Annotated in this window: 22 protein-coding genes; 14 read left to right on the forward strand and 8 right to left on the reverse strand. The window is 58.1% G+C overall.

The features are described from left to right. Positions 1 to 405 precede the first annotated feature (405 nt). Both DTW90_RS25400 and thyX read right to left on the reverse strand, forming a co-directional pair. Positions 406 to 1,782: a DNA methyltransferase gene (locus tag DTW90_RS25400; protein ID WP_188080038.1), complete on the reverse strand. Its 1,377-nt coding sequence runs from the start codon at positions 1,780 to 1,782 to the stop codon at positions 406 to 408. Continuing rightward, positions 1,775 to 2,698 (reverse strand): FAD-dependent thymidylate synthase, encoded by a 924-nt coding sequence (gene thyX / locus DTW90_RS25405; RefSeq protein WP_149341857.1) that lies wholly within the window; start codon positions 2,696 to 2,698, stop codon positions 1,775 to 1,777. The genes DTW90_RS25400 and thyX overlap by 8 nt, the downstream gene beginning before the upstream one ends. 351 nt (positions 2,699 to 3,049) lie before the next feature. Between thyX and DTW90_RS25410 the strand changes: the two genes are divergently transcribed. Next, a complete protein-coding gene (locus DTW90_RS25410) occupies positions 3,050 to 4,042 on the forward strand; it encodes a YiiX/YebB-like N1pC/P60 family cysteine hydrolase (RefSeq protein WP_188080039.1) in 993 nt (330 codons plus the stop codon). Here the strand turns inward: DTW90_RS25410 and DTW90_RS25415 are convergent. Together DTW90_RS25415 and ligD are read right to left on the reverse strand one after the other, a co-directional pair. Then, positions 4,020 to 4,814 carry an SOS response-associated peptidase gene (locus DTW90_RS25415; RefSeq protein WP_149341861.1) on the reverse strand — a complete coding sequence of 265 codons (795 nt, stop codon included), beginning with the start codon at positions 4,812 to 4,814 and terminating at the stop codon, positions 4,020 to 4,022. The two genes, DTW90_RS25410 and DTW90_RS25415, sit on opposite strands and share 23 nt — an antisense overlap. Positions 4,815 to 4,876: 62 nt before the next feature. Continuing rightward, complete coding sequence (gene ligD / locus DTW90_RS25420) at positions 4,877 to 5,929, reverse strand: non-homologous end-joining DNA ligase (protein ID WP_149341862.1); 1,053 nt, start codon at positions 5,927 to 5,929, stop codon at positions 4,877 to 4,879. Positions 5,930 to 6,198: 269 nt separating this feature from the next. Here ligD and DTW90_RS25425 point away from each other — a divergent pair, with 269 nt between their 5' ends. From DTW90_RS25425 to DTW90_RS25435, 3 genes are read left to right on the forward strand one after another with little or no spacing between them, the layout of a single operon-like run. Continuing rightward, positions 6,199 to 6,951: an ImuA family protein gene (locus DTW90_RS25425; protein WP_149341864.1), complete on the forward strand. Its 753-nt coding sequence runs from the start codon at positions 6,199 to 6,201 to the stop codon at positions 6,949 to 6,951. Beyond that, positions 6,872 to 8,383 (forward strand): DNA polymerase Y family protein, encoded by a 1,512-nt coding sequence (locus DTW90_RS25430; protein WP_188080040.1) that lies wholly within the window; start codon positions 6,872 to 6,874, stop codon positions 8,381 to 8,383. The genes DTW90_RS25425 and DTW90_RS25430 overlap by 80 nt, the downstream gene beginning before the upstream one ends. Continuing rightward, a complete protein-coding gene (locus tag DTW90_RS25435) occupies positions 8,380 to 11,637 on the forward strand; it encodes an error-prone DNA polymerase (RefSeq protein WP_149341866.1) in 3,258 nt (1,085 codons plus the stop codon). The genes DTW90_RS25430 and DTW90_RS25435 overlap by 4 nt, the downstream gene beginning before the upstream one ends. A 124-nt stretch (positions 11,638 to 11,761) precedes the next feature. Here the strand turns inward: DTW90_RS25435 and DTW90_RS25440 are convergent, their stop codons facing one another. From DTW90_RS25440 to DTW90_RS25455, 4 genes are read right to left on the reverse strand one after another with little or no spacing between them, the layout of a single operon-like run. Beyond that, positions 11,762 to 12,157 carry a thioesterase family protein gene (locus tag DTW90_RS25440; protein ID WP_149341868.1) on the reverse strand — a complete coding sequence of 132 codons (396 nt, stop codon included), beginning with the start codon at positions 12,155 to 12,157 and terminating at the stop codon, positions 11,762 to 11,764. A 20-nt stretch (positions 12,158 to 12,177) separates the two neighbouring features. Further along, positions 12,178 to 13,434 carry a glycerate kinase gene (locus DTW90_RS25445; RefSeq protein WP_149341870.1) on the reverse strand — a complete coding sequence of 419 codons (1,257 nt, stop codon included), beginning with the start codon at positions 13,432 to 13,434 and terminating at the stop codon, positions 12,178 to 12,180. A gap of 20 nt (positions 13,435 to 13,454) precedes the next feature. After that, a complete protein-coding gene (locus tag DTW90_RS25450; protein WP_149341872.1) occupies positions 13,455 to 13,736 on the reverse strand; it encodes a muconolactone Delta-isomerase family protein in 282 nt (93 codons plus the stop codon). Between the two features lie 11 nt (positions 13,737 to 13,747). Continuing rightward, positions 13,748 to 14,776 carry a LacI family DNA-binding transcriptional regulator gene (locus DTW90_RS25455; RefSeq protein ID WP_246665032.1) on the reverse strand — a complete coding sequence of 343 codons (1,029 nt, stop codon included), beginning with the start codon at positions 14,774 to 14,776 and terminating at the stop codon, positions 13,748 to 13,750. Positions 14,777 to 14,919: 143 nt separating this feature from the next. Between DTW90_RS25455 and DTW90_RS25460 the strand changes: the two genes are divergently transcribed. The 10 genes from DTW90_RS25460 (at position 14,920) to DTW90_RS25505 (ending at position 26,275) form a co-directional block, all read left to right on the forward strand. Further along, positions 14,920 to 16,134: a CaiB/BaiF CoA-transferase family protein gene (locus DTW90_RS25460; protein ID WP_246665033.1), complete on the forward strand. Its 1,215-nt coding sequence runs from the start codon at positions 14,920 to 14,922 to the stop codon at positions 16,132 to 16,134. A 29-nt stretch (positions 16,135 to 16,163) separates the two neighbouring features. Further along, entirely contained in the window at positions 16,164 to 16,949 is a 786-nt protein-coding gene (locus tag DTW90_RS25465) for a 3-ketoacyl-ACP reductase (protein ID WP_149341874.1), read from the forward strand. 49 nt (positions 16,950 to 16,998) lie between these two features. Continuing rightward, positions 16,999 to 18,492: a sugar ABC transporter ATP-binding protein gene (locus DTW90_RS25470; protein ID WP_149341876.1), complete on the forward strand. Its 1,494-nt coding sequence runs from the start codon at positions 16,999 to 17,001 to the stop codon at positions 18,490 to 18,492. An 11-nt stretch (positions 18,493 to 18,503) separates the two neighbouring features. After that, positions 18,504 to 19,970, forward strand: a complete 1,467-nt coding sequence (locus DTW90_RS25475; protein ID WP_149341878.1) for an aldehyde dehydrogenase family protein — start codon at positions 18,504 to 18,506, stop codon at positions 19,968 to 19,970. Next, complete coding sequence (locus tag DTW90_RS25480; RefSeq protein ID WP_149341880.1) at positions 19,967 to 20,779, forward strand: HAD family hydrolase; 813 nt, start codon at positions 19,967 to 19,969, stop codon at positions 20,777 to 20,779. Before DTW90_RS25475 ends, DTW90_RS25480 begins: the two co-directional genes overlap by 4 nt. A 38-nt stretch (positions 20,780 to 20,817) precedes the next feature. Then, the gene (locus DTW90_RS25485; protein WP_246665034.1) at positions 20,818 to 21,801 is read left to right on the forward strand and encodes an ABC transporter permease; all 984 of its coding nucleotides are present in this window, start codon (positions 20,818 to 20,820) and stop codon (positions 21,799 to 21,801) included. Positions 21,802 to 21,863: 62 nt separating this feature from the next. After that, positions 21,864 to 22,814 (forward strand): substrate-binding domain-containing protein, encoded by a 951-nt coding sequence (locus DTW90_RS25490; protein WP_149341884.1) that lies wholly within the window; start codon positions 21,864 to 21,866, stop codon positions 22,812 to 22,814. Between the two features lie 63 nt (positions 22,815 to 22,877). After that, positions 22,878 to 23,843, forward strand: coding sequence for a dihydrodipicolinate synthase family protein (locus tag DTW90_RS25495; RefSeq protein WP_149341886.1), 966 nt, complete (start codon positions 22,878 to 22,880; stop codon positions 23,841 to 23,843). 2 nt (positions 23,844 to 23,845) lie between these two features. Further along, on the forward strand, positions 23,846 to 24,622 hold the full coding sequence (locus DTW90_RS25500; protein WP_149341887.1) for an enoyl-CoA hydratase-related protein: 777 nt from the start codon (positions 23,846 to 23,848) through the stop codon (positions 24,620 to 24,622). A 30-nt stretch (positions 24,623 to 24,652) separates the two neighbouring features. Further along, positions 24,653 to 26,275, forward strand: a complete 1,623-nt coding sequence (locus tag DTW90_RS25505) for a GMC family oxidoreductase N-terminal domain-containing protein (RefSeq protein ID WP_149341889.1) — start codon at positions 24,653 to 24,655, stop codon at positions 26,273 to 26,275. Positions 26,276 to 26,653 lie beyond the last annotated feature (378 nt).

Raw genomic sequence — 26,653 nt, forward strand, 5'->3', positions numbered from 1 at the left:
GAAGTAGAACACGAATTTCCGTGCTGCCGTAGTAAAGAAACTGGGCGAGGAGGTATAATGCGTGTAATCGCTCCACCTCACTGGTATGGCCGCTCCGACCGTCGAAATTCTCTAGCCACCGCTCGACAAGTGGCCAGCTAACTCGGCCTTCCCACAAGGCGGAATTCAACACGGTAATGCGTCGGCGAAGGCTGTCCCAAGTGCTTTCGGCACCTTCGTCCTCCACAAGCGGAAGCAGGCTTCGGATTTCGTCCAACGGGCTCATCGCACTTACACCGGCAGCTTCTTATGGACCAACGCCCAGTGTTTAGTGATGGCTTCTGAGCGCCTTTGCCCCGTTGTCATCAAACCTATTTCTTTTATCGCATCCGCCCGTCTCTGTCGCATTACCGAACCCTTTGTCCCTCAGCGCTTCTGAAAAACAATTACGTGCTCTCGTTCAATTGTTCCGGCGGTTTTGTTGCGCTTCGTCATCAACCCTCGGGATCGTATATCGTCTACTAGTTCAAGCGTCGTTGTCAGACCTTTGCGCGAAAAAATGTCTTTCACAAACTGGCTAGTTGAGAAATTATGGCCGCAAATCATATTATCCCCAACAACTAGAACTAGATGACCGTTCGGCCGAAGTCGCGAAACGATACCTTCTGCCGCGTCGTCCATTTCGCGAAGATAAGTAACCGCAATATGAGCACGCAAAGGATTCACAGCTTTGATTTTTTTTAGCACCTCCGCGGCGCTAGACACTGAAGCGCTCTCCGCGTTGTAGTCAGATTTGTAAAAGTGCTCTCTGCCAATATTCAGTTTCTCTAGCTCGCGAAGCTGATTGGCGGGGGCCATTCCCAACCATCCAATGCTTAGAGACGATGCTCGAATGTATTTTTGGGCCCCGGCGTAAGGCGGCGAGGTGATGATGAGGTCGGCCTGTGCTTCTCCATCTAGGTGATGTTGCCGCGCATCGGTGTAAATTTTCGAAATGCAGCCTTCCGGCATCTTACTCAAGCGAGCACAGTTCGCCATTACAACTTTTTTGAAGTGCTCGATAAGGTCTGGAGAGTCTATAATGTGCTTTTCGAGCGCTTCTCCCTTTAGTCGAACGGGTACAGAAAGTCTCGGATCGCTGACGCTAACTTTTTTCACACAGGCGGAAAAGCAGGACTCAAGAAAATCGAGGACAGAACCGTTTGTGTTATTTCGTATTGAATAAAGTAGAGAGCCGAGAGACCTAATAACAGCTTCAGAAAACCAAATATCCTTTTTGATTGTAGTCGTAAAGGGAACTTGCCGCGCCGCGTCGACGCCAGAGATGACCGCATCAAGTGCTGCTGTTACTATATCGGAAGTTATGTGTGTCGTCTTAGCTTTAGCAATAAGCCTTGCGAGCGGGTTTGCATCGGCACCCATAGCCCGCCGTCCAGCTAGTAGGGCTTCAACCAAAACAGTGCCAGACCCCGAGAAGGGATCATAGACCAAGTCGTTTGGTCGCGAGTACTTTGTGCAATTTATGAAAAATAGCGGGATGTTAAGCAGCAGCTTCGCAGGGTAGGAATGAAAGAGGTGTGTGGCTCGATCCACACCAGACCCGAGTGGAACAAGGGCGCGGAAATTGACCGAGATCGGCGAACCGTTGGCGTCGTATGCTTCTTGCAAACTCTGAAGGTCGGCATCGAAGTTCCAGGTCTTAAGATCGCGTGTTTTAACTTGCGTGCTAATCGGCGCAGCCCCTGCGGTTAGATCAGAGTCGGTCAGAGATCGAGCGCGAAGGGGACGAAGAAACTCATTCATCTTTGAGCGCAGACATGAGCTCGGTCCATTCCCTTTGGGAAAGACCGCTCTCATCGAATGAGATCGATTTACCGGCCAGTTGGCTTTTCACGACCTTCCACGCGGAAGCCGAAAGTGTCACCGCGCCTAGCTTGTACTCCTTGAACGCATCATAGGTCAGAGGGACCCATTTTTCGGTGATTTCAAGCAGCCGTTCTGCATATGCGCGGATCTCGTATTGAGCGTGAGGATCGGCTCGCAGGCGCAAAAAATTCAACAGGTTGTGTAGATTTGTCTTCCAATACCATTGCGTGTAAAAATTGAGGCTCAGGTTCATGCGGGCGAGCTCGCGCGCGATGCCAACACGTCCATTGTCAGTGATCATGCCTTCTTCGGAAACATTCAGAAGAGCGTTGTAGCCCGCGTAGCTGCGCTCAGCCTCTTCACGAAGAAGGTTCAGCACCCACCCGTTGTCGGCGAGAGGCGCGTCCTCGCGCCCTTGCTTGTTGTTGGCCGACTGCGCGGCCAAATTCGCGGCATCGGGCACATAAAACTCTTTGTCCAGAATAGAGTACCGGGCAGAGTACTCGTTCACACTCGCAGTTCTATGGCGTATCCATTGGCGAGCAACAAAGATCGGCAGTTTAACGTGAATCTTAATTTCGGCCATCTCGAATGGGGTCGTATGTGAGTGGCGCATCAGATATCGAATGAGGCCGCGATCCTCGCTAACCTTCTTCGTCCCGCGACCATAGGACACTCTCGCGGCCTGCACCACCGCTGCATCGTCTCCCATGTAGTCAACCACGCGGATGAAACCGTGGTCGAGCACGGGGATTGTCTTGTGGAGAAGTTCTTCCAAGCCGGTGGAGACAGCACGGTACGTCGGTTTCACGTCGTCTCGAAGACCGTTTTCAACGTCATTTTCCTGTACCAAATCATCCTCATGGAGTAGCTGTCTGCGCCATATCAGTACTGTGATTTCAGCCTAGCGACAATCTAGAAGGCCTCTTTTCTCCCCAAATGCCTTCAAAGGATGAGAGCATTGCATTGGATCAGCGTCGCGCGCGTAAAACTGCCGATCGCCCCACGCCTGTCGAAGACCATTAGGGTCTTGCGGCTGCCCAAATGTTCGACCGAGAGCTTGATCGAAGACATTCGAATCCGTGGTGTTCATAAAGCACATTGGGATAGGCTCGGGATAAAGGCTTGAAGGTCAGCTTGCCAAATCTGTCTTGAGTACCTCATTTTGCACCCCATGTACGAAGGCAAGAAACCACAGGGCACCATGAAAAAACGACTGAACGACAAAGTGCTCAAAGTTGGGGATGTGATCCTGACGACCAGTGACGCGGGGATTAGTAAACTAATCCGCGCCACCACCATCAGCCCGATTTCGCACGCTATGCTCTATGTCGATCACTGCTCGGTTATCGATGCGACGGGAGATGGAGTGCACTCCGCGAACACACAACGACTGTTCTTCGAGGAGCATAACGCGGTATTCGTCCTTCGCGTCGAAGGTGGTCTGGATCCGGCAACCGCGGTAAAGATCTGCAACTATGTCCGCGAACGCGTCGGAAGCGAGTACGCAACTTGGGAAGCTGGCAGAGCCTGGCAGGGACTGGGAAAAAAAGGAACGCCCAAACTATTCTGCAGCCGTCTCGTTGCGCAGGCTTATGCAGCCAATGGCTTCAATCTCGTCAAGAACACGGATTTCTGCACGCCAAAGAAACTATTGAAGAGTGCGAAGCTCGTCGAAATCGCCGACCCTACGGTGGAAGTCACCGACGAGGAGTATCGGGCCTGGCAGACACATCCCAGCGGGTTAGATCTGATGCGGCAGTCGACGAACCACATTCTCAACGGCGCTCGTATTATTGATAAATCTATTCAACATCTTAGTGACGTGGATAGATTAGTGCTGGAACATTCCGAATATGACGAAGCCATCTTGCAGCTTTACATCGAATCCGGCTTTCTTCACGTTTGGAAGACCGATCATGAGATCAACCCGTGGCACTACGATGGGCGGCTTATGGAGGACGTTGGCAATAGAAATTATGACGGCGTTCGGTGGTATTGCGAGAGCACTCTGTCCGAGGGGTCTCGCGCAGAGAATCGATATGTGGCGAATGCCAAGGTCTACCAACATTACCAGTCGATGAGGCCCAGAAAAACCATTGTGACGCTCATGGCTTTCTACCAGATGTTAGCGGAGCAACATGCTCGCCGCCTCGATATCGCAGAGGACTGGCTTAAGCGTCACCCGTACGTATGATAGTGGAAGCGGCTTGCTCCACCAGCTCGCCAGACTTCGACACGATCGATGATCCGTAGGCTTCTCGCGACGAAATAATCAGCGCCTTATTTGGCAGAGGACGGGCCAGTTCCTTTGCCTCGTCCCATGGCGCCCGCATCCAGATGTTGGTTTCTTCCTTCGTCAGCAGGAGTACGGGCATGGCCTTCTCATGGATCGGCTTGACGAGATCGTTGGGATCCGTGGTAAGAAAACCATAGAGGTCGTCGGTCGTGAGTCCGTCCCGAACCTTGCGGACGCTCTTCCATTGCGGAACATGGATGCCGGCAAAGAACATCAGCGATTTCTCGTCATCGCGGGCAAACCAGGCATTGGGCACATTGCCGCCTTCCTCTCTGCTCGCCGGATCCGGTTCGGCAAAGCTTGTCACCGGGACGAGGCACCGATTTTCGGTACCGAACCATCGTGTCCAGTGTGGCAGGTTGAGCTTTCGGATATTGGTCACACCTCGGTCCGGCTCCATGCGGATGAGCTCATTCATATCGACGGCCTGACCCTTGGCTCTCAGTTTCTCCGCCCGGGCTTCCGCAGCCTTCTTCTGCACGAAGATCGGTGACGGCAGGCCCCAGCGGGCGTGTACGAGCTGCTTCTTCCCATCTGAAGTGTTGCGGACGATCGGCCCCATCTGGTCGGGGTTCAACTGATAGGCCGGCATCAGGTTGATCAGGCTTTCGGCGTCCTGAGCCCACTTTGAGACCCAGTCCTTGTCTTCCATCCGGTAGAGGTTGCACATCCAACGCCATCCACTTCGCTCGGGTCGAGTGCAAGTCAATCTAACGTATGTCGCCGATTTCGCTAGTCGAGCTTGTAAACGTCGGCGTTGTCCTGCCGCTCCCGCAAGCCCTTGTAGGACGGATGACGCAGTTTGCCGTCTCCGGTCCAGGACCGAAACTCGATCTCTGCAATCAAAGTCGGCTCGACCCAAACGATGTCTGCCTTTTCGGCATAGGGAACAGGCGGCTGCTTCCGCTTCCAGCGCAGCTTGTCCAGCATCTTGCGCAGCCTGATCATCTCAGCTTGCTTGAAGCCCGTACCGACGCTTCCGACATGGACGAGATCAAGACCACGATGGGCGGCAAGCACGAGAGAGCCGAAGCCGGCGGGCGACGCCGTGGATGGTTCATAGCCGACGACCATGAACGCTTCGCTCTGCACACACTTGATCTTGACCCAATCGCCGGTCCGGCCGGAACGATAGGGTTGATCCAGTTGCTTGCCGACGATGCCTTCGAGGCCAAGGCGGCAGACGTTCTCGAGCAGGACAGTTGGCTCGGCGTCGAGTGTTTCAGAAAGACGGATGGCGCCGTCCTTACCATCGAGCGTGTCCTCAAGAAGATGGCGGCGCGAGCGGTATTCTACCCCGCGCAGATCATGCCCATCAAGGTACAAGAGATCGAAGGCATAGAGGATGGCGTCAGAAGCGCGGTTGCCGGCCGTTTTACCGGAGGCACCGAGCGACTGCTGCAGCAAGCCAAAGTCCGGCCGCCCTTCTTCGTCAAGTACCACCGCCTCGCCATCGATGATCATCGTCGCCGGTCCGAGCGCCCGGGCAGCCTCTGCGATATCCGGAAACCGGTGCGTCCAGTCATGGCCGCCGCGGGTGAGGATGCGCACCCTTGTCGGCTCGATATGGACAGCCAGGCGGTAGCCGTCCCATTTCAGCTCCCAGCTCCACTGATCGCCACGTGGCGGATGCGCCTTCAGTTGCGCGAGCACCGGCTCGACGCGATCAGGCATCGGATCGAATAGAAGCTGTGGCTGTGCGGGATTGCGCTTCCGACGCGGCTTTGAGCGGATCGGAGTTTCGATATCACGAAGGAGCGGCTTTGATCTCGGTGGCTTCGTCATTGAGAGAGTTCAGCACAAAAATCTTAAGAACATTGTGACGCCTTGCTTCCGTCCCCGCTATCCACCGGGCGAACCCAAATCACCCAAGAGGCCCGCAAAATTTCTTTTTCCCGTACGCGCTTGATTCCGCTTCGAATCTTCAAAATCGCTAATGCTGGGATAATATTCCTCGCTTGACTCTTGTGCGCCATAAGAACAAACAATGAACATATAGCCCGTACGACATGATGTCGATCCTTTCAACACGACCTTGAAGGGAGCCGTGAACGATGACTGCTGCCCGCCAGAGGGTGATCTGCGACTTGCGCGACCGCATCGCGTCAATGGAAGGAACGTCCGCTAAACGGGCCGGAACGCTTTCCTTCGGCGTATCCGAGATCGATGCAGCGCTACCTGGTGGTGGTCTTGCCTATGGAGCGCTGCACGAGTTTGCAGGCGGTGGAGCGGGTACTGTCGATGGCGCGGCCGCGGCCCTCTGTGTCGCCGGCATTGCCGCACGCACCAAGGGACCCGTCATCTGGTGCCTGACGCGGCCGGATTTGTTTTTTCCGGCGCTTGCCCAGGTGGGCCTGCACCCAGACCGCGTCATCTTCGTGGAGTCCGACAAGGAAGAGGACGTGCTGGCCAATATGGAGGAGGGCCTTTCCTTCGGCGGACTTGGCGCAGTCGTCGGTGAACTTGTCCGCCTGCCCATGGTCAGCTCCCGCCGCCTGCAGCTTGCAGCCGAGCGAACCGGGACCATGGCGCTCGCGGTCCGACGATGGCGGCGCCAGACGGAAGCGAACGATTTTGGTCAACCGACGGCCTCAACGACCAGGTGGCGGGTCAGCGTAATGCCGTCGGAAGAACTACCAGTCCCCGGGGTGGGCAGGGCTCAATGGTTTCTGGAATTGATGCGCGTGAAAGCGGGTGAGTGTGCTGAGTTTCTCGTGAGGGCGTGCGATGACAAGGGTCGTCTCGATCTATCTTCCGGATCTGCCGACGGAGCGCATTCGTCGAGCCGATCTCTCTATTCCGCCTGAACAGCCAATCGCCGTGATCGCGAGAAGCGGATCGAAGCGATGGGTGTCGGCTGCGGATCCAGCTGCCAGAAAAGCCGGCGTTCATGTCGGCATGGCCGCGGCAAAGGCGCAGTCGCTGTTTCGCGGCCTGATGCTGGTTGACGCAGATCCCGAAGCTGATCGTGCCGCGCTTGAGCGGATCACGCTCTGGGCGCTGACGATCTATTCGCCAATCGTCGCCGTCGACGGGATTGATGGTATCGCCATGGATACAGAAGGCGCCGACCACCTGCAGGGTGGTGAACTGCAGATGGTGACGAAGATTGCCAATCAGTTTCTCGCCCGAAAACTGACTGCTCGGGTGGCGGTCGCCGACAGCTGGGGTGCTGCCCATGCCTGCGCCCGCGCCATCAATCGCGAGACGATCGTGATTCCGCCGAGCGAGACAGTCCGAGCAGTCGAAAAGCTGCAGATTTCGCTTTTGCGTCTGCCGTCCAAGGTCGTCAGCGATCTGCGCATCCTTGGTTTCCAGACGATCGGTGAGCTTGCAAATACCCCGCGAGCCCCGCTGACATTGCGCTTCGGTCCGGAGGTTGGCCGCCGTCTCGACCAGATGCTCTGTCGTGTCGCCGAGCCGATCGAACCGATCCGCACCGCAGAGCTGGTTGAAGTATCGAAGGCCTTCGCCGAACCGATCGGCGCAGCCGAAACCATCGACAAATATGTCGGTCGCCTCGTCGTCCAACTGGTCGATGAGCTCCAGAAGCGCGGCCTTGGCGTGCGCCGCGCCGACCTGATCGTCGAGAGGGTCGACGGTACCAGACAGGCCATTCGCGCAGGCACCGCCAAGCCGGCCCGCGATATCGCCTGGCTGACGAAACTGTTTCGGGATCGGACGGAAAAGATCGAGCCGGGTTTCGGGATCGAGAAGCTCACCCTTGTTGCCGTTCTGGCCGAGCCATTGGAAGAGGCGCAGAAAGTCTCTGCTCTGGTCGAGGATGACATCACCGATGTGACGCCGCTCATCGATATCTACGGAAACCGTGGGCAGCGGGTTTATCGCGTCGCACCGGTCGCCTCCGATGTGCCGGAGCGCTCCGTGAAGCGGATCAGTCCTGTTGCTCAAGCCATCGCCGTTTCCTGGGTCAGCCATTGGCGCCGGCCGGTTCGGCTTTTGACACATCCGGAGTTGATCGAGGCGATCGCCCTGATGCCTGACCGCCCACCGGTCTCCATCGTCTGGCGTGGCAAACGTCGCAAAGTGAAGCGCGCCGATGGCCCGGAACGCATCTTCGGGGAGTGGTGGCAGCGCGACGCCGAGATGGACGCCGTGCGCGACTACTTCGTCATCGAGGACGAATCCGGCGAGCGCCTGTGGGTGTTCCGCTCCGGCGACGGGGTTGATCCTGAGACCGGCTCTCATCGCTGGTTCTGCCACGGGATCTTCGCATGAGCTATGCGGAGCTTCAGGTCACGACACATTTTTCTTTTCTGCGTGGTGCCTCGTCGGCGCAGGAGTTGTTTGATACTGCAAAACTCCTTGGGATCAGTGCGATCGGCGTCGTTGATCGCAATTCTCTCGCAGGCATCGTCCGCGCACTTGAAGCATCCCGCGCGACGCGGGTCCGGCTTGTCGTCGGATGTCGCCTCGATTTGGCCGATGGCATGTCTTTGCTCGTCTATCCGATGGATCGCGCTGCCTACTCGCGCCTGACGAGGCTGATCACGCTCGGCAAATCGCGCGGCGGCAAGAACAACTGCATCCTGCATTGGGACGATATCGTCGCCTATTCGGAAGGTATGATCGGCATTCTCGTGCCGGATCTGCCGGATGCCACCTGCGCCGCGCAGCTTCGCAAGACGGCTGAGCTGTTTGGCGATCGCGCTTACGTGTCTCTCTGTCTGCGTCGGCGACCGAACGACCAGTTGCGCCTGCATGAGATTTCCAACATGTCGGCACGGTTCAAGGTAAAGACCGTCGTCACCAATGACGTGCTGTTTCATGAGCCGGGCCGGCGGCAATTGCAGGACATCGTCACCTGTATCAGGCACAACACCACGATCGATGATGTCGGTTTCGAGCGTGAGCGTCATGCCGACCGATTTCTGAAGCCGCCGGAGGAGATGCAGCGATTGTTTCCCCGATACCCGGAGGCATTGGCACGAACGTTGGAGATCGTTCGCCGCTGCACGTTTTCACTGGAGGAGCTGACCTATCAATATCCGGAGGAAGCAATCGTGCCTGGCAAGGACGCCCAGGCCTCGCTGGAGCATTATGTCTGGGAGTGCGTGCCCGATCGGTATCCGGAAGGACTGCCGCCGGATGTGTTGAAGACCGTGCGGCATGAGCTCGATCTCATCCGCGCCATGAAGTATGCGCCCTACTTCCTGACCGTGTTTTCGATCGTGCGCTTTGCGAGAAGCCAAGGGATTCTCTGCCAGGGCAGGGGGTCCGCCGCCAACAGCGCTGTCTGCTATATTCTCGGCATCACCTCGATCGACCCCTCCACCAATGATCTGCTCTTCGAGCGTTTCGTCAGCCAGGAGCGCGACGAACCGCCGGATATCGATGTAGACTTCGAGCATGAACGGCGCGAGGAGGTCATTCAGTGGATCTACAAGACCTACACGAGAGATAAGGCGGCACTTTGCGCCACTGTTACGCGGTATCGTGCAAAGGGAGCGATCCGCGATGTCGGCAAGGCGCTCGGCCTGCCTGAAGATGTGATCAAGGCGCTATCATCAGGCATGTGGTCATGGTCGGAGGAAGTGCCGGATCAGAATATCCGCGAGCTCAATCTGAACCCCGACGACCGGCGTCTGGCGCTCACCCTGAAACTGGCACAGCAGCTGATGGGCGCCCCGCGCCATCTCGGTCAGCACCCCGGCGGCTTTGTCCTCACCCATGACCGGCTCGATGACCTCGTGCCGATTGAGCCGGCGACGATGAAAGACCGGCAGATCATCGAATGGGACAAGGACGACGTCGAGGCACTGAAGTTCATGAAGGTGGACGTCCTTGCACTTGGCATGTTGACCTGCATGGCCAAGGCTTTCGATCTGATCCGCGAACACAAGAGCGAAGATCTCAATCTTTCGAATATCCGCCAAGAGGATGCCGCAACCTACGCGATGATCCGCAAGGCCGACACGCTCGGCACCTTTCAGATTGAATCCAGAGCCCAGATGGCGATGCTGCCGCGGTTAAAACCTCGCACCTTCTACGATCTCGTCGTACAGGTGGCGATCGTGCGGCCAGGCCCAATCCAGGGCGACATGGTGCATCCCTACCTTCGCCGCCGTGAAGGCAAGGAGCCCGTTGAATATCCCACACCCGAGCTTGAGGCTGTGCTTGGCAAGACCCTGGGTGTGCCGTTGTTTCAGGAGAGCGCCATGCGTGTCGCCATGGTCTGCGCCCGTTTTACTGGTGGGGAGGCCGACCAGTTGCGCAAGTCGATGGCGACCTTCAAGTTCACCGGCGGCGTTTCTCGCTTCAAGGACAAGCTCGTCTCCGGCATGGTGAAAAACGGCTACTCACCGGAGTTCGCCGAAAAGACCTTCTCGCAGCTCGAAGGTTTTGGCTCCTACGGCTTTCCGGAAAGCCATGCAGCCTCTTTTGCGCTGATTGCCTATGCCTCGAACTACATCAAGTGCCACTATCCGGACGTGTTTTGCGCAGCACTGCTCAACAGTCAGCCGATGGGCTTTTATGCTCCGGCCCAGATCGTCGGGGACGCGATCAAGCATGGCGTTGAGGTGAGGCCGGTTTGCGTCAACCGCTCGCGATGGGACTGCACGCTGGAAAGGATCGGCAGCACCGGTCGACATGCTGTTCGGCTTGGTTTCCGGCAGGTGAGGGGACTGGCTGTCGCGGATGCAGCGCGGATCGTGGCGGCCCGCATGAACAGCGCTTTCGTGTCTGTCGATGACATGTGGCGTCGGTCCAGTGTTCCGACCGAAGCGCTTGTCCAGCTGGCAGAGGCCGATGCCTTTCTGCCATCGCTCAAACTCGAACGGCGCGATGCCTTGTGGGCAATCAAGGCATTGCGAGACGAGCCATTGCCGTTGTTTGCCGCTGCGGCCGAGCGGGAGATGGCAGCCATTGCCGAGCAGCAGGAGCCGCAGGTCGCCCTTCGGCAGATGACGGACGGGCACAACGTCATTGAGGATTACAGCCATACCGGGCTTACCCTGCGGCAGCATCCAGTGGCCTTTCTGCGAAAGGACCTTTCGGCACGAAATATCATCACCTGCGCAGAGGCAATGAGCGCGCGGGACGGCCGGTGGGTTTATACCGCCGGTCTCGTGCTTGTCCGACAGAAGCCGGGATCAGCCAAAGGCGTCATGTTCATCACCATCGAGGACGAGACCGGGCCCGCCAATGTCGTAGTATGGCCTTCGCTGTTCGAGAAGCGCCGGCGCGTGGTGTTGGGATCTTCGATGATGGCAATCAATGGGCGAATTCAGCGGGAAGGGGAAGTCGTGCACCTCGTCGCACAGCAACTGTTCGACCTGTCGGGCGATCTCGTTGGCCTGGCCGGTCGGGATGTCGAGTTCAAGCTGCCAACGGGACGAGGCGATGAGTTTGCCCATGGGGGCGGTGGGCCGGATTCACGGGAACGGCCGAAGCCGGTTGTCCCGCGGGACATGTTCACGCCGGATCTTCATATCGATACGCTGAAGGTGAAAAGTCGGAATTTTCAGTGAAAATCTTTCAAGAGTGATTCTCACTGGACCGGTTGCTTCAACGCGTGCAAGGCACAGCTAGCGATCACTTCGGCTTTGTGCAGATGATTGCATCGCTCCGCCATTTATCGCAATGGAACTGGAACTAGGAAGCAAAGCTCTTTCGGATGGCGTCGGGCCAAGGGCGGGGACGATAATCCTCCAAGCTGATATGTACTAACGTGACTAACGCGCTTAGTCGGACCCCACCACCGGCTGAAGCGGACACATGAATTTTGATTGAAGTCGAACCCAGCTTTTCAATAGCCAGGTTAAAGTCAAGCCTTTCTCCCAGGCGGCTTGGTGCGTGAAAATCAATCTTTAGCGATACGACCGGGATCGCACTTTTCAACTCACCATGAATCTTTGCAAAATCAGTGCCGACCGCCTGTGCAAACCAGTCCTCGATGGTCGCGTTGATCATCTCTACGTAGCGCGGATAAAACACGATCCCGGCAGGGTCGCAGTGCTGAAACCGCACCAGTTCTTGCCGCTGGAACATTCAACACCTCCACGGCTTTTCTAGGATACCAATATTGCTCGGAAATCGTTGACGTTCGTGCCAGTTGGACCACAGACGAAGAGATCACTAACCGCCGCGAAGGCGGTCCAAGCGTCGTTGCACACTAGATAGCTCTCGGCTTGGATTCCGCGGCAAAGCATCCGGTCGAGCGTTCCGCTGTCAACGAACGCCCCGGCGTTGTCCTCACTGCCGTCAATACCGTCTGTGTCAGCCGCAAGCACGTGAATATCCTTGGTCGATGCGATACCCAGGGCGAGCGAAAGCAAAAATTCGGTGTTTCGACCTCCTTTCCCATTGCCCTTCACGGTGACGGTTGTCTCTCCCCCGGAAAGAAGGACGACTGGCCGTTCAAAGGGCCGGCCATTGCTTTCGATCTCTCTTGCGAGCGCGGCGTGAAATGCCCCGGCCTCACGTGCTTCGCCCTCGAGAGAGTCCGACAGGATCACTGCGGGGATGCCCTTCGTCGCCGACGCTGCGGCGGCGGCCTCCAGAGAGACTTTCGCCGACGCCACGACGTTGACGGTATTTCGTTGAAACACCGGGTCGTCAGGCAGAGGAGCCGGTTTGGTCGAGCGGAGGTGTTCGATGATACGAGCCGGAAGTTCGATCCGGTAGCGATCCACAATCGCCAGGGCATCATCGGGAGTGCTGGCGTTCGGTATCGTCGGTCCCGACGAGACAAGCGCCGCGTCGTCACCCGGGATATCCGAGACGACAAGTGACACGACCTTTGCAGGATAAGCCGCGGCCGCCAGTCGCCCCCCTTTGATGCGAGAGAATTGTTTGCGGATCGCATTCATTGCTGAGATGGGAGCTCCCGACTTCAGCAGTGCTTCGTTGAGCGTAATCTCATCATCAAGGTCAAAGCCTTCCGGTGGGGCCGGAAGCAATGCTGATCCCCCGCCGCAGACAAGCGCGATGACCAGATCGTCGGGCGTGAGATTGCCGACCAGGTCGAGCATTCTCGCGGATGCCCGAAGTCCGGCATCGTCCGGAACCGGGTGAGAGGCCTCCATCACCTCGATATGATCGCAGGCAGTTCCATAGCCATAGCGTGTCACGACTGCACCTTCGAGCGTGCCTGGCCATTGGCTTTCCAGGGCTCTAGCGAGCTGCGCGGCTCCCTTGCCGGCGCCCACGACGATGGTGCGCCCGCGAGGCACGTCAGGAAGAAAGCAACGAAGGCAATGATCTGGGTTGGCGGCCTCGACTGCGGCGTCGAAAAGGCTCACGAGAAATGCTCGGGGATCCTGCATGTCTGTCTTTCGAAGATGGTTCAAGGATTGAAGCCTGCATATGGCATCAGGGGAATGATATCGAATTCGATCATGCCGGCAGCAGCAAGCGGAAGCGTCGCAAGGTTTGCTCTTACGCCCTCGATGCTATCTGCTTCCACGATCTGGCATGCGCCTGGTTGATCACCACGATGCCAGATCTGACGGGTAAAGCCGGCGGCGTAGAGTTGGCGGGCTCTCGCACCTTCATGCGGCACGAGAGGCGCGAAGTCGGCCTCGGAGAACCGCTCGGTGATGCGTCGGGAAATCACAAGATACTGCACAGGTCTCCCTCTTATCGCGCGATCGGGGCGGTGCTGGCGCGCACCACCAGCCGAAGAGGAAGTTCGCGCTGGCGCATATGCTGGCGCTGGGCAGTCGTTGCCAGCAGATAGTCGCCCGCAATAGTGCCCATTTCCCGCGCGGGTACCTCGACGGTTGTCAGGTCGGGTGTCGTAATCTCCGCAATCTCCAGATTGTCGAAGCCGAGCACGGAGATATCTCCCGGGACCGCAATCGCGCTCTCATGACAGTACTTAATGACACCCGCAGCAATGATATCGCTTCCGCAAAAGACTGCGGTCGGCCGTTCAGGCTTTTCCATCAGCCGCTTCATCGCGTTGCGGCCGCCTTCAATCTTGTAAGCGGACTCGAGCAATGCGATCTCGGATCTTGCGATGCCCTGCTTTTCCAGTTCGGCAACGAAGCCGTCGCGGCGGGCCGCCGCGCGGTCGTTATTTTCGGTGATGCCGGCGATCATCGCCAGACGTGTATGACCGAGATCGAGAAGGTATCGCGCGGCCATCCTGCCAGCCTTCTCGTTATCGAAGCCGATCGCAGCTCCGACATCGGTAGAAGCCGACGTGTAGGTGAATACATAGGCGATGCTGCGCTGTTCGAGCAACGCAATGGTCTCCGGACGATGGATCGTGCCGACGAGGACGATCGCTTCGACCCCACGTTCGACGAGCAGGCGCACCTGCTCGTATTCCATGTCGATATCGTATCCGGACGTGCTGACGATGATCGAAACATCCTTTTCGGCCAGCCTCGCCTGAAGCGAGTTCATCATTGTCGCGTAGATCGCGTGATCCAAGGTCGGAATGACAGCGCCAACCAGTCGCGATCGCGTTGAACGAAGAGCCCTTGCAGATCCATTCGGAACATAGCCGAGTTCCATGGCAGCCTTGAGGACCTTTTCGCGGACGTCGAGGCCAACCTTCGGATTGTTGTTTAGGACGCGAGACACGGTTGCCGGGGAACAGCCAGCCTTCTTCGCCACGTCTACGATTTTCGTATCCAGGCGATCGGTATCAACGCTCACAGATTTCCTCCCCGGCTTGCCTTTGTGAAATCGATTTATCGCAGAAATACCTAGGAAAGACAACTTTTTTAAATTTTATGCGCAAATGTTGACAGTGCTGTGAAAATATGAGAAATCGTTTTCACGAACGCATGGGAGGAAACATGCTGTTAAATGGAATCAAAATCGTAAGCTTCTGCCACTTTCTGCAGGGGCCAGCCGCCGACCAGTATCTCGCCGACATGGGTGCCGACGTGATCAAGGTGGAACCGCTTACGGGTGCGTATGAACGTGCCTGGTCGGGCGCGGACGTCTACGTGGAGGGTGTCAGTGGTTTCTATCTCTGCGCCAATCGAAATAAGCGCTCGATCGCGATTGACCTCAAGAGCCCGTCTGGCAAGGAAGTCGCTCGCAAGCTTATCAAGGAGGCCGACGTCGTCCTTGAAAACTTCCGCCCTGGCGTGTTTGCTCGGCTGGGCTTCGATGAGGAAGAGCTCAAGCGCCTCAATCCCACTCTTATCTTCGCCTCCGCCAGTGGCTTTGGATCGAGCGGTCCGCTGCTTGGTAAGCCGGGACAGGATCTTCTCGTTCAGGCGCGTTCGGGTTTGATCAGTGTTACGGGCAATCCTCAGGGCGGTCCGACGCCAGTGGGTGCCGCGGTCGTCGATCAGCACGGCGGCGCGCTGCTTGCCATGGGTATCCTGGGAGCGCTTGTTCGTCGCTTCCGGGAAGGAAAGGGAACCCGCGTCGAGGGCAGTCTCTTGAATTCCGGTATCGATCTCCAGACGGAGCCGCTCGTGAACTGGTTTGCCGGGCAGATCGAGCGCAAGGCGCTCGATCGTCAGAAGAGCCTTGCCACTTGGTTCCATCAGGCGCCTTACGGCGTCTATCCGACGACCGACGGCCATGTCGTGGTTTCGCTGTGCGAAACGAAGGATCTGGCCGAAGCCGTCGAGAGTGACGCTCTGCGTGAACTGGTTGGCCGAAATCGGTACGAAGAGCGTGACGCATTTGCTGAAGCGCTTTCCCAGGCTACGGCGAAATTCTCTACCGCGGAACTGGAAGAGCGGTTTGATCGCCACAATGTTTGGTGGGCTCCGGTCAACTACTACGATGACCTTCTCTCCGACCCGCAGCTTGTGCACTCGGAAGTGTTCCGCGAAGTGGATGTCCGCGGCAGGAAGATTCACCTCGTAAACCACCCCAACCGCTATGACGGCAAGGTACCCGAACTTCGAGTCCTTGCACTCGATATTGGCGAGCACACCCGCGAAATTCTTGCCGAGCATGGTTTCACCCCGTCGGAAGTCGAGCAGCTCTTTGCGTCGAAGGCGGTCACCGCACCCGACGCGGAGCAGCCGGCAAAGGGAGCTGCGTGATGGATATCGTGATCCGGGAGGAGAAGACCATGGCTACCGAAGTTGCACCACGTGGTGTTGCTATCGTGACCGGCGCGCGGCGCGGCATTGGACGTGCCATTTGCGTCGAGCTTGCTGCCGCAGGATTCGATGTCGCGGTTGCCGATGTCATGAGCGACGAGGGCGGCGCCGAGACGGTGAAGCTGGTTGGCGAGCGCGGCCGCAAGGCCCGCTTCTACCAGCTCGATATCTCTAAGACTGAATCCTACGCAGATTTCCTTGCGCGTGTTGAAGCAGATCTCGGAGTGGTGAACTGCCTTGTCAACAATGCCGGGGTTCAGGTCTCGGAACGGGGCGACCTGCTCGACGTGTCGGAGGAGAGCTTTGACCGTCTGCTGGACATCAATCTGCGCGGTACGTTCTTCCTAACCCAGGCGGTTGCCCGCCGCATGGCCGAACGGAAAGTTTCGCCTCAGGAACGGGCAATCGTATTCATCACCTCCGCGAACGCCCATCTGGTCTCTCCGGAGAAGGGACCATACTGCATATCGAAGGCGGGCCTTTCAATGGCTTCCCAGCAGTTTGCTCTGCGCCTCGCTGAGTACGGCATCCATGTCTACGAAATTCGGCCCGGCCTGATCCGGACGGACATGACCGCCGACGTCGTCGAGCGGTACAGCGACGGTATTGAGAGCGGCGCCCTGTCCGCCATCCGGCGCTGGGGGCAGCCCGAAGACATCGCTCGCGGCATCGCGACGCTTGTGGTCGGCGGCATCCCGTTCAGCACGGGTGATGTCTACAACATCGGCGGGGGTATGCAGGTTCCAAGGCTTTAAACTTAGGAATCTCAAGAAAACGATTTCACGGAATTTTGGGAGGCAGGCTATGACGGCTCCGGCTTTGGAGATGAAGGGAATCCATAAGCGATTTCCAGGCGTCTACGCACTGAAGAACGTAAGCTTCTCGGTGGCGAAAGGCAGTGTGCACGGACTTGTTGGCGAAAACGGCGCCGGCAAGTCGACACTCATGCGAATCCTATCCGGCGCCTATCAGGCTTCGGAAGGCACCGTTGCCATCGACGGTAAGGACATCGACAATCCCAATCCGGAAAAGATGCTCGCGCTTGGCGTTGCGGTCATCTACCAGGAACTCGCTCAGGCTCCGCATCTGACCGTGGCCGAGAACATTTACCTGGGCCGTCTTCCCAAGACGAGCTTCGGAACCGTCGATTGGCGGAAGGCGCGTGCCGACGCTCGGGCAATCCTGGCGAAGCTGAACTTCAAGGTGGATCCGGCCGCGCGCATTGATCGCTTGAGCGTTGCTCAGCGGCAGATGGTCGAGATTGCCAAGGCGATCTCCCGCGACGCCCGGATCATCGTTCTTGACGAGCCATCGGCCGTGCTCGGCGACAGCGAGTTGCACAATCTGTTCGAGCTCATCCGAACGCTGAGCCGCGAAGAGGGCGTTTCATTCGTTTACATTTCGCACCGTCTCAAGGAGCTCTACGAGATCTGCCAGGACGTGACGGTCCTCCGCGACGGTCAGATGATTTCGAGCGCACCGATCGAAGGTACCACCACCGCCGATATCATCCGTCAGATGGTTGGCCGCGAGATGAACGACATCTTCCCGAGTCGACCAGCTCCCCAGGAGCAGATCCGGCTGTCCGTCGGCAATGTGAATCGCAAGGGCGTGCTGAACGATATCTCGTTCGAGGTCCGCCGTGGCGAGATCTTTGGGATCTGCGGTCTTGCAGGCTCGGGTCGCACTGAGGTTCTCCGCGCGATCTCTGGCGCTGACAGGATCGACAGCGGCGAGATCAAGATCGACGGCGAGAAGCTGGACGTTCGCAACCCTCGTGTGGCGCTGTCCAACGGGATCGGGCTGCTTCCTGAAGATCGGAAGACGGAAGGGCTGTTTCTCGATCAGTCGGTCGCTTTCAACGTCACGATTTCCGCGCTGGGCGAGATGATGTCCGGCGGGCTGCTACGCTCCGGTAAGGAGCGCGAAAAGGTCGCCAACTACATCCGACAAATGCGGATCAAGACGCCGTCCGGCGCCACCCGGGTACGCACGCTCTCAGGCGGCAACCAGCAGAAATGCGGGATCGCCCGGCAGCTCAACGCAGGCACCACCATCCTGCTGGTGGACGAGCCAACCCGCGGCGTCGACGTCGCTGCGAAGCGTGAAATCTACGACTTGCTCGTTCAGCTCACTTCGACCCTCGGCGCAAGCGTCGTGATGGTCTCATCGGAATTGCCCGAGGTTCTCGGGATGTGTGACCGCATCATGGTCATGAGGCAGGGATCGGTTTCGGCCATCGTCGATGGCAGGGGCGCCACCGAGGAATCTCTGATGTCGCACGCGGTATGGAATTGAGGAGAATGGAAATGTCCACACGCAAGTACACCCACTTCATCAACGGTCGGTATGAAGGCGAAAGCGCCTCCTACGTCGACCGTACATCCCCGGCAAGCGGGGAGCTTGTCGCCCAGTTTGCCAGCGGTCAGGTGGCGGACATGGACCGCGCCGTCGCTGCGGCACGCAAGGCTTTCGATCACGGCCCATGGCCACAGATGAGTGGCATGCAGCGGGCAGAGGTGCTGAACAAGTTCGCAAACCTCGTCGAGCGCAACTTCGACAAGTTGGTTCGCATCGAGGTCGAGGAAGTTGGCAAGCCCATTCGCTTCGCCAGAGGTGACATCGGAGGCTGTGTCGGTTTGATCCGTTACGCCGCTTCCCTGGCGATGCAGATGTCCGGGACGACCTACACCAATCTCGGCGCGAACAAGACGGCGCTGCTGATGCGCGAGCCGGTGGGTGTCGTCGCTCTCATCACTCCATGGAATTTCCCGGCACTGATCCTTATGCAGAAGGTTCCGTTCGCACTCGCTGCGGGGTGTGCCGTTGTCGTCAAGCCTTCCGAATTCACCTCTGGAAGCGCCTTTGAGCTGGCAGCCCTCGCAACCGAAGCAGGGGTTCCCGACGGTGTGTTCAACGTGGTGAGCGGCAAGGGATCAGTGATCGGTCAGTCGCTGACGGAGCACTCCGATGTCGACTTCATCTCGTTCACTGGATCCACACGGATTGGCCAGACGGTAATCGAGGCGTCCGCGAAGAATATCGTGAAGACCTCGCTTGAGCTCGGCGGAAAGTCTGCAAACATCGTCTTCGCCGACGCTGATCTTGACGCGGCCGTGGACGGCGCGTTGATGGGCGTATTCTTCAACAACGGCGAATGCTGCGTTTCTGGTTCGCGCCTGTTCGTGCAGTCATCGATTGCCGATGACTTCGTTCGCCGCGTCAGCGAACGTGCCGCACTTCTGAAGGTTGGCAATCCCTTCGACGACGACACCGATATTGGTGCGATGATCGACAGCAAGCACCTCTCCAAGGTGATGAGCCTCGTCGACTCCGGCCGCACTGAAGGCGCGGAGCTTCTGACCGGCGGCAACGTCGTCGAGAACAGCGCCGGCAATTTTGTCGAGCCGACCATATTCGATCATGTCACTCCCAAGATGACCATCTTCCAGGAGGAGATCTTCGGACCCGTCCTGAGCGTCACCCGCTTCGACACGCTCGACGAAGTAATCGAGCTCGCCAACAACAGCATCTACGGCCTGTCGAATTACGTCTGGTCGAAGAACATCGACACGGTCATGACAATCTCCCGCCGTCTGAAGAGCGGCTGGGTACAGGCAAACACGATCATCGACGGCGCGCCGCAGCTTCCGCTGACTGGCGTCAAGGGTTCGGGCTTCGGCTATGAAATGGGCCAGGCCGGGTTCGAGGAATTCACGCAGATCAAGACGCTGTTTCTCCACACTGGTCCGCGCGAGCCGGTGTTCGCAAAATGAGCGCTACCCAATCCATCTCCCTGCTGGTTTCGGATGTCGACCGCACACTGCTGACGCACGACTACGTGCTTCCTGAGCGTGTGGTGGATGCGATCGGTCGGCTTCAGAAGAATGGCGTCAAAGTCGTTCTGGCATCGGCTCGATCCCCGGAAGCTCTCCGTCCATATGCGGAGCGTCTCGGTCTCACGTCGCTCGCAGCTTGCTTCAATGGTGGATGGATTGGCGACCTTCGGTCAGGTGTCTCGCTCGCATCAACGACGATCGATCGGGAGCAAGGACTCGCCGCCATGCGGATGGCGGCAGAACTTGGGCTGAATGCTCTCTGGTACGGGCATGACCGGGTCTACGCCCTATCGACCAATGCCGTTGTCGAGCACGAGGTGAAGATCACCGGAGAAAGCCTGGCAATTGTTGATACGCTCGACGACCTCCCGGGCGAGCCGGGGAAGATCATGTGCGTGCGCACCGATCGGAATGACGATGCTGCATTCAACGTCTTGCAGCAAGAGCTCGGTGCATCGCTCTCCTTGGTGAGATCGCACTGGAGGTTGTTGGAGATCAACCCGCCGGGGGTCTCGAAGCGCGTGGCGATCGAATTTCTGTCCGAGCACCTCGGGATGAGACGAGATGCCTGCGCTGCGGCGGGCGACGCTGAAAACGATGTCGAGATGCTCCGCTGGGCGCAGGTCGCGCTGACCGTCGGCAACGCAATCGATGAAATCAAGAGTTTTGCGGCCTTCACCGGGCCGTCCTGCGACGAAGGCGGCATCGCTGTCGCCGTCGATTGGCTCAACAACCGGCTCAACTGAGCCGTCGAACGAATTGGGAGGAGAGAGGAATGGCCCACATGGCAACTCCAAGAGACGCGACACTAGAGCCGCCCGCATCAGCGCGGGCGTGGTCGCTCATCCAAAGCCTCGGCTTGTTCTGGGTTCTCGTCGCGTTGTGCGCGGTGGCGATCTACCTGTCGCCGAGCTTCCTTCAGGTCGGAAACTTGATGAATGTCGGTCGCCAGATCGCGCTGTTCGGCATCGTTAGTATTGGCATGACCTTCGTGATCCTGACGCGCGGCATTGACCTATCGGTCGGATCGATCGTTGGGGTGGTAGCCGTCACGAGCGCAATGCTTCTGTCATCCGGGACGCCGATCCCGGTGGTGATGGTCCTCGCGCTACTGATGGGTGTCGTTTTCGGCGCGATCAATGGCCTGGGTGTCGTTGTCTTCCAGATGCCGCCATTCATCATGACGCTGGGTACGCTGGTCATGGGACGCGGCATAGCCATGACGATTGCAAACGGCGAGCCGCAGAACCTCGGCGACGCGACCGACGCGTTTTATTTCCTTGGCGGAGGTTTCCTCCTGGGCGTCCCTGTTCCGATCTGGATCTTTGCTGGCGTCGCACTCATCGCCTTCATCGTTCTCCGATCGACTGCCTTCGGGCGCCAGATCTACGCAGTTGGTTCCAACGCTGAGGCCGCCCGCCTTGCGGGGATCAAAGTCGGCGCGGTCCTGATGTCGGTCTACGTCATCTCCGGCTTGCTGGCTTCTCTGACGGCATTGATCACGATCTCGCGCCTGACTGTCGGCGAGCCCACCGCAGGCACGAACCTCGAGCTCGAGGCCATCGCTATCGTCGTGATCGGGGGCACCAGTCTCTTCGGCGGGGAAGGCACCATTATCGGCACCGTCATCGGCGCCGCGATTATCGCAGTCATTGCCAACATTCTCAATCTGCTCGGCATCTCACCGTTCACCCAGCAGATCGTGAAGGGCGCCATCATCATCGCTGCCGTCATGTTCGAGGTCTATCGTCACCGTCAGCGGGTCTGAATGCCGTCGCGTCATGGTGACGCGCGGATAGTTGTAAATGTCCATCCTTGGGAGGAGAGATAATGAATACCAACCGTCGACAGTTTCTCACGATATCCGCGGCTCTTGCTGCTGCAGGCACGGTCGGATTGCCGCTGCGCGGCGCCTTCGCCGCCGACAAGATCAAGATCGGCTTCAGCCAAGGCACGATGAACCATCCGTGGCGCATCGCGATGGTCGAAGTAAACAAGAAGTATGCGGCAGAGCACTACCCGGACCTCGACATCATCGTCACCGACGGCAACAACGATGCCGCCAAGCAAGTTGCAGACGTTGAAAGCCTGCTGACCCAGGGCATCAAGGTGCTCGTGATTTCGCCGCTCACCGAGCAGGCGCTGACACCGGTGGTCAAGGATGCGATGGCTCAGGGCATTCCGGTCCTCACCCTTGACCGCAAGGTCAATACCCAGGTCACCTGCCATCTCGGCGGTCTGAACCTTCCACTCGGCGAAGGCGCTGGCAAGTTCCTGCTCGGCGCGCTGCCGAAGGGCGGCAACATCATCGAGCTTCAAGGCACTGCCGGAGCGTCTGCAACGAACGACCGTCACAAGGGCTTCGAGAGCGCGATCGCCGGGAACTCTGCATTCAAGGTCGTTGCGCAGCAGAACTGCGACTACACCCGCGACAAGGCCGTGAAGTTCATGGAAGACATGCTTCAGCGCTTCAAGCCGGGCGAAATCCAGGCCGTCTACGCACACAACGACGAGATGGCGCTTGGTGCGATCCAGGTCATGGAAGCTGCCGGCCGCCTCGACGGCGTGAAGGTCATCGGCATGGACGGCCAGAACACGGCATTCCAGGCGATCAAGGACGGCAAGATGTCGGCCTGCTTCATCTATCCGTTCTGCGCTCCGGAAGGGATCGAGACCGCGTACAAGATGGCCAAGGGCGAGAGCGTCGACAAGGAAATCATCCTGCCGACCGTCCAGGTCTCCAGCGAGAACGTCGATCAGTATCTGGGCAAGGGAATCTAACCCCAGCACGAAAGGGCCGCATCACGAGGATGCGGCCCCATTCTCGAACATAAGGAACAAGCGATGACAACCGTGCGCCATTACGACAATCCTCAAGGTGTTATTCCGGCCGTCCTGATGCCGTTCACCGCCGACATGGGGATCAATGAGAAGGCCTATCGCAACCACCTTGCGGACGTCAGCTCCGTTGAAGGCATCAGTGCGATCACCATCAATGGCCACGCCGCCGAAGTCGCGTCGCTCACCGTGGACGAGCAGTTCCGGGCAATCTCCGTGACCAAGGAAGTGCTTCAGGAGCGCGTGCCCACTATCGTGGCAGTCTACACGAACTCAAGCCTGGAGGCGGCGCGCATCGCCCGCAAAGCTCAGGACGAGGGTGCGAATGGCCTGTTGGTGTTTCCGCCCGAAATCATGTCGCTCGGCGGGCACTTGCGCCCGGAAATGATCCACGAACACTACAAGCGCATTACGGATGCATCGGATCTGCCGATCATCCACTACCAGTTCCCACTGAATTCCAATCTCGCCATTCCTCTGCCGACGCTTCTGGATCTTTGCACTCGTTTCTCGTCGATCAAGGCGATCAAAGACAATTGTGGTGATGGAAACCTGCATGAGCGTCAGATTCGCGAACTCAGAGCGCTCGACCGCCCAGTTCGCACGCTGACCACGCACAGCGGGTGGTTGCTCGGTTCCCTGGCTCTAGACTGCGACGGCCTGCTTTCGGGCGCCGGCTCGGTCATTGCCAACCTGCAGGTCGCATTGTTCCGCGCGGTCAAGGCTGGAGACCTCAACGCTGCGAAGGAAATCAATGAGAAGATCTACCCGACGGTGCGGGCGTTCTACGACCATCCGCTCCTCGACATGCACAACCGCATGAAGGAGGCTCTTGTCATTCTTGGCCGTTGGGAGGAAGCCTATGTGCGGCCGCCACTCGTTAAGCCGACGGGCGCAGAAATCGAAAAAATCCGGCGGTGCCTGGCGCAAGCGGGTCTCACGTCGGAAACGCTCTACAAGAAGGTCGCATAGCAATGGCTGAAATGCTCGTCCTGCAAGAACGCCCTGCCGAGGGAGTGCTGCTGCTCAGGCTGAACAGGCCGGAGAAGTTGAACGCTCTTTCCAAGGAGCTTCTCAAGGATCTGGTCGCGATCCTTGCCGACGCCGAGGGCGATCCGGCGATCGGATGCGTTATCCTCACCGGGAATGGACGAGCATTTTCCGCCGGGGCCGATATCTCCGACATGTTGCAGCGCGGGGTCGAATCCTATGTCGATCCCGACCGTCTTGATCGCTGGAACAGGATTGAGGCCTTCTCGAAGCCACTTATTGCGGCCGTCAATGGGTTCGCCCTAGGCGGCGGACTCGAACTCGCCCTTGTATGCGACATCATCATCGCCGCGGACGTGGCGAAGTTCGCTGCACCGGAGATCAAGATCGGGTCCTTTCCGGGAGATGGCGGCACCCAAAGGCTGCCCCGTGCCGTCGGCCGTTCTTTCGCGATGCAGATGATTCTGACCGGAGAAATGGTGGAAGTGGCAGTGGCCGAGCGGAAAGGCCTCGTTAGCGAGGTTGTCCCATCGGACGCCCTGATAGCGCGAACCGTGGAGGTGGCCTCGTCTATTGCAGCCCGCTCGGTCGCGATCACACCATATGCCAAGCGCGCCGTACAAGTCGCGTTCGAATTGCCGCTGGCTGAAGGTCTACTGGAGGAGCGGCGTCTGACCGTCGAGGCTTTCGCCACCGAAGACAGAATGGAAGGACTGCGGGCCTTTGCTGAAAAGCGGGCGCCGGTGTTCAAGGGACGTTGATTGATCCCATCCGGGATCGGGAGGAATGCAGTGGAAAACTACGATTACATCGTCACGGGCGCAGGTTCGGCTGGATGCGTCATCGCCAACAGACTGACTGAAGATCCTTCCGTGAAGGTGCTGCTCCTTGAGGCAGGAAGCCGCGACTGGAACCCGATGATCCATATTCCGGGTGGAATCGGGAAGCTGTTTGGACCGGGCGTGAACTGGCGGTTCAAGACCGTGCCGCAGAAGAATCTCGACAACCGAGAGATCTGGTACCCCCAGGGGAAGACGCTCGGAGGGTCCAGTTCGATCAACGCAATGATCTACATCCGCGGCCAGCGGGAGGACTACGACAACTGGGCTGCGCTCGGAAACGAGGGCTGGAGCTACGATGACGTCTTGCCGTATTTCCGGAAGTCCGAAGACAACGACCGTCTGGTGAACAAGTATCACGGCGAAGGCGGGCCGCTCTGGGTATCCGATCAGGTTAGCCCACACGAGCTTTCCAAGGCTTTCGTCCGTGCCTGCCAGTCCTGGGGGCTGCCCTACAATCCCGACTTCAACGGAGAGACCCAGTACGGCGCCGGCCTCTATCAGGTCACCTGCCGCGACGGGCTCCGTCGCAGTTCGGCGGTCTCGTACCTTCGCCCGATCCAGTCACGGAAGAACCTGACCGTTATGACTGGGTCTCGCGCGATCCGGATTCTCTTAGAGGGCGACCGCGCTGTTGGCGTCGAAGTTGCCCAAGGCCGCTCGGTTCGGTCCATCCACTGCAATCGCGAGGTCATTGTCACGAGCGGTGCAATCAACTCGCCGCGCCTGTTGATGCTGTCCGGGATCGGCGACGCCGATGAGCTTCGGAAGATCGGCATTGAATCAAAGCATGACCTCAAGGGCGTTGGAAAAAATCTCCAGGATCACCTGTGCTCGAATGTGCATGTTACTCTGAAGGATCCTATCAGCTACGATGGACAGGATCGGTTACCACAGGCCGCACTGCATGGCCTGCGTTGGTTGCTCTACCGGAATGGTCCTGCCGCGTCGGTGATCGTTGAGGGTGGCGGTTTTGCCTCCAGCGCGAAGAACGGCCGACCGGACATGCAGATCCATATCGCTCCGGCGATGGTCGTGCGCGGCGGCCAGACGCGCCTTGATGGCCATGGCTTCACGGTGAATACCACTTTCCTAAGGCCAAGGAGCATCGGATCGATCGGCCTCCGTTCTTCCAATCCAGCCGACGAGCCGTTGATTGACCCGAACTATCACGGCGATGAATACGATCGGAACATGTCCTTGACATCGATTGAGACGACCCGCGAAATCCTGTCCCAGCCCGCAATCGCCAAGTACATAAAGATTGAACGGTTGCCGGGTCCGGATGCGAAGTCGAAGCAGGACATCATGGCATACGTCCGCCAATACGCCTGCTGCGATTATCATCCGGTCGGCACTTGCAAGATGGGTATCGATGATGACGCGGTTGTCGATCCGCAACTCCGGGTGCGGGGAATCCAGGGTCTCAGGGTTGCCGATTCATCTATCATGCCCGTGCTCCTAAGCGGAAACACGAATGCGCCGAGCATGATGATCGGTGAAAAGGCTGCTGATATGATCAAGAATGGTGCGGCGACGCTGAACGAGTTACAAGTTTTTCGGGTCTATGCCTAAGGCTAGCGTTTCAGGAGCGCGCAGTCCTAATGAAGATCGGTCGGAGGAAGCCATCCTTCCTACGGCCGCGAATCTCACATTATTGATCCGGCCCAATTTAAGTTCGATTGCTGACTTGGCGAAGTGATTCATCTGACTCGGTTTTTTTGCCGCAAAATCGAACTTAAATTGGGCCGGATCAATAGATGCCCAACTCTTAAATTAGGTGCGGCGCTATCTCGTTGAAATTACTGTATGCGTTGTCTTACGATTAAAGGATCTGCCTCACTTTGTGTGGAGATTGGCCAATTTGATTGGCATCATCCGCGCTCTGAGAAGCTCTGGACCCGCTCTGCCGTACATTGCGCGCTTAATCGTCTTCAAGCGGTTGATCTGACC

It is taken from the genome of Neorhizobium sp. P12A (assembly GCF_008365395.1).
In the GTDB taxonomy this organism is placed as follows: domain Bacteria; phylum Pseudomonadota; class Alphaproteobacteria; order Rhizobiales; family Rhizobiaceae; genus Rhizobium.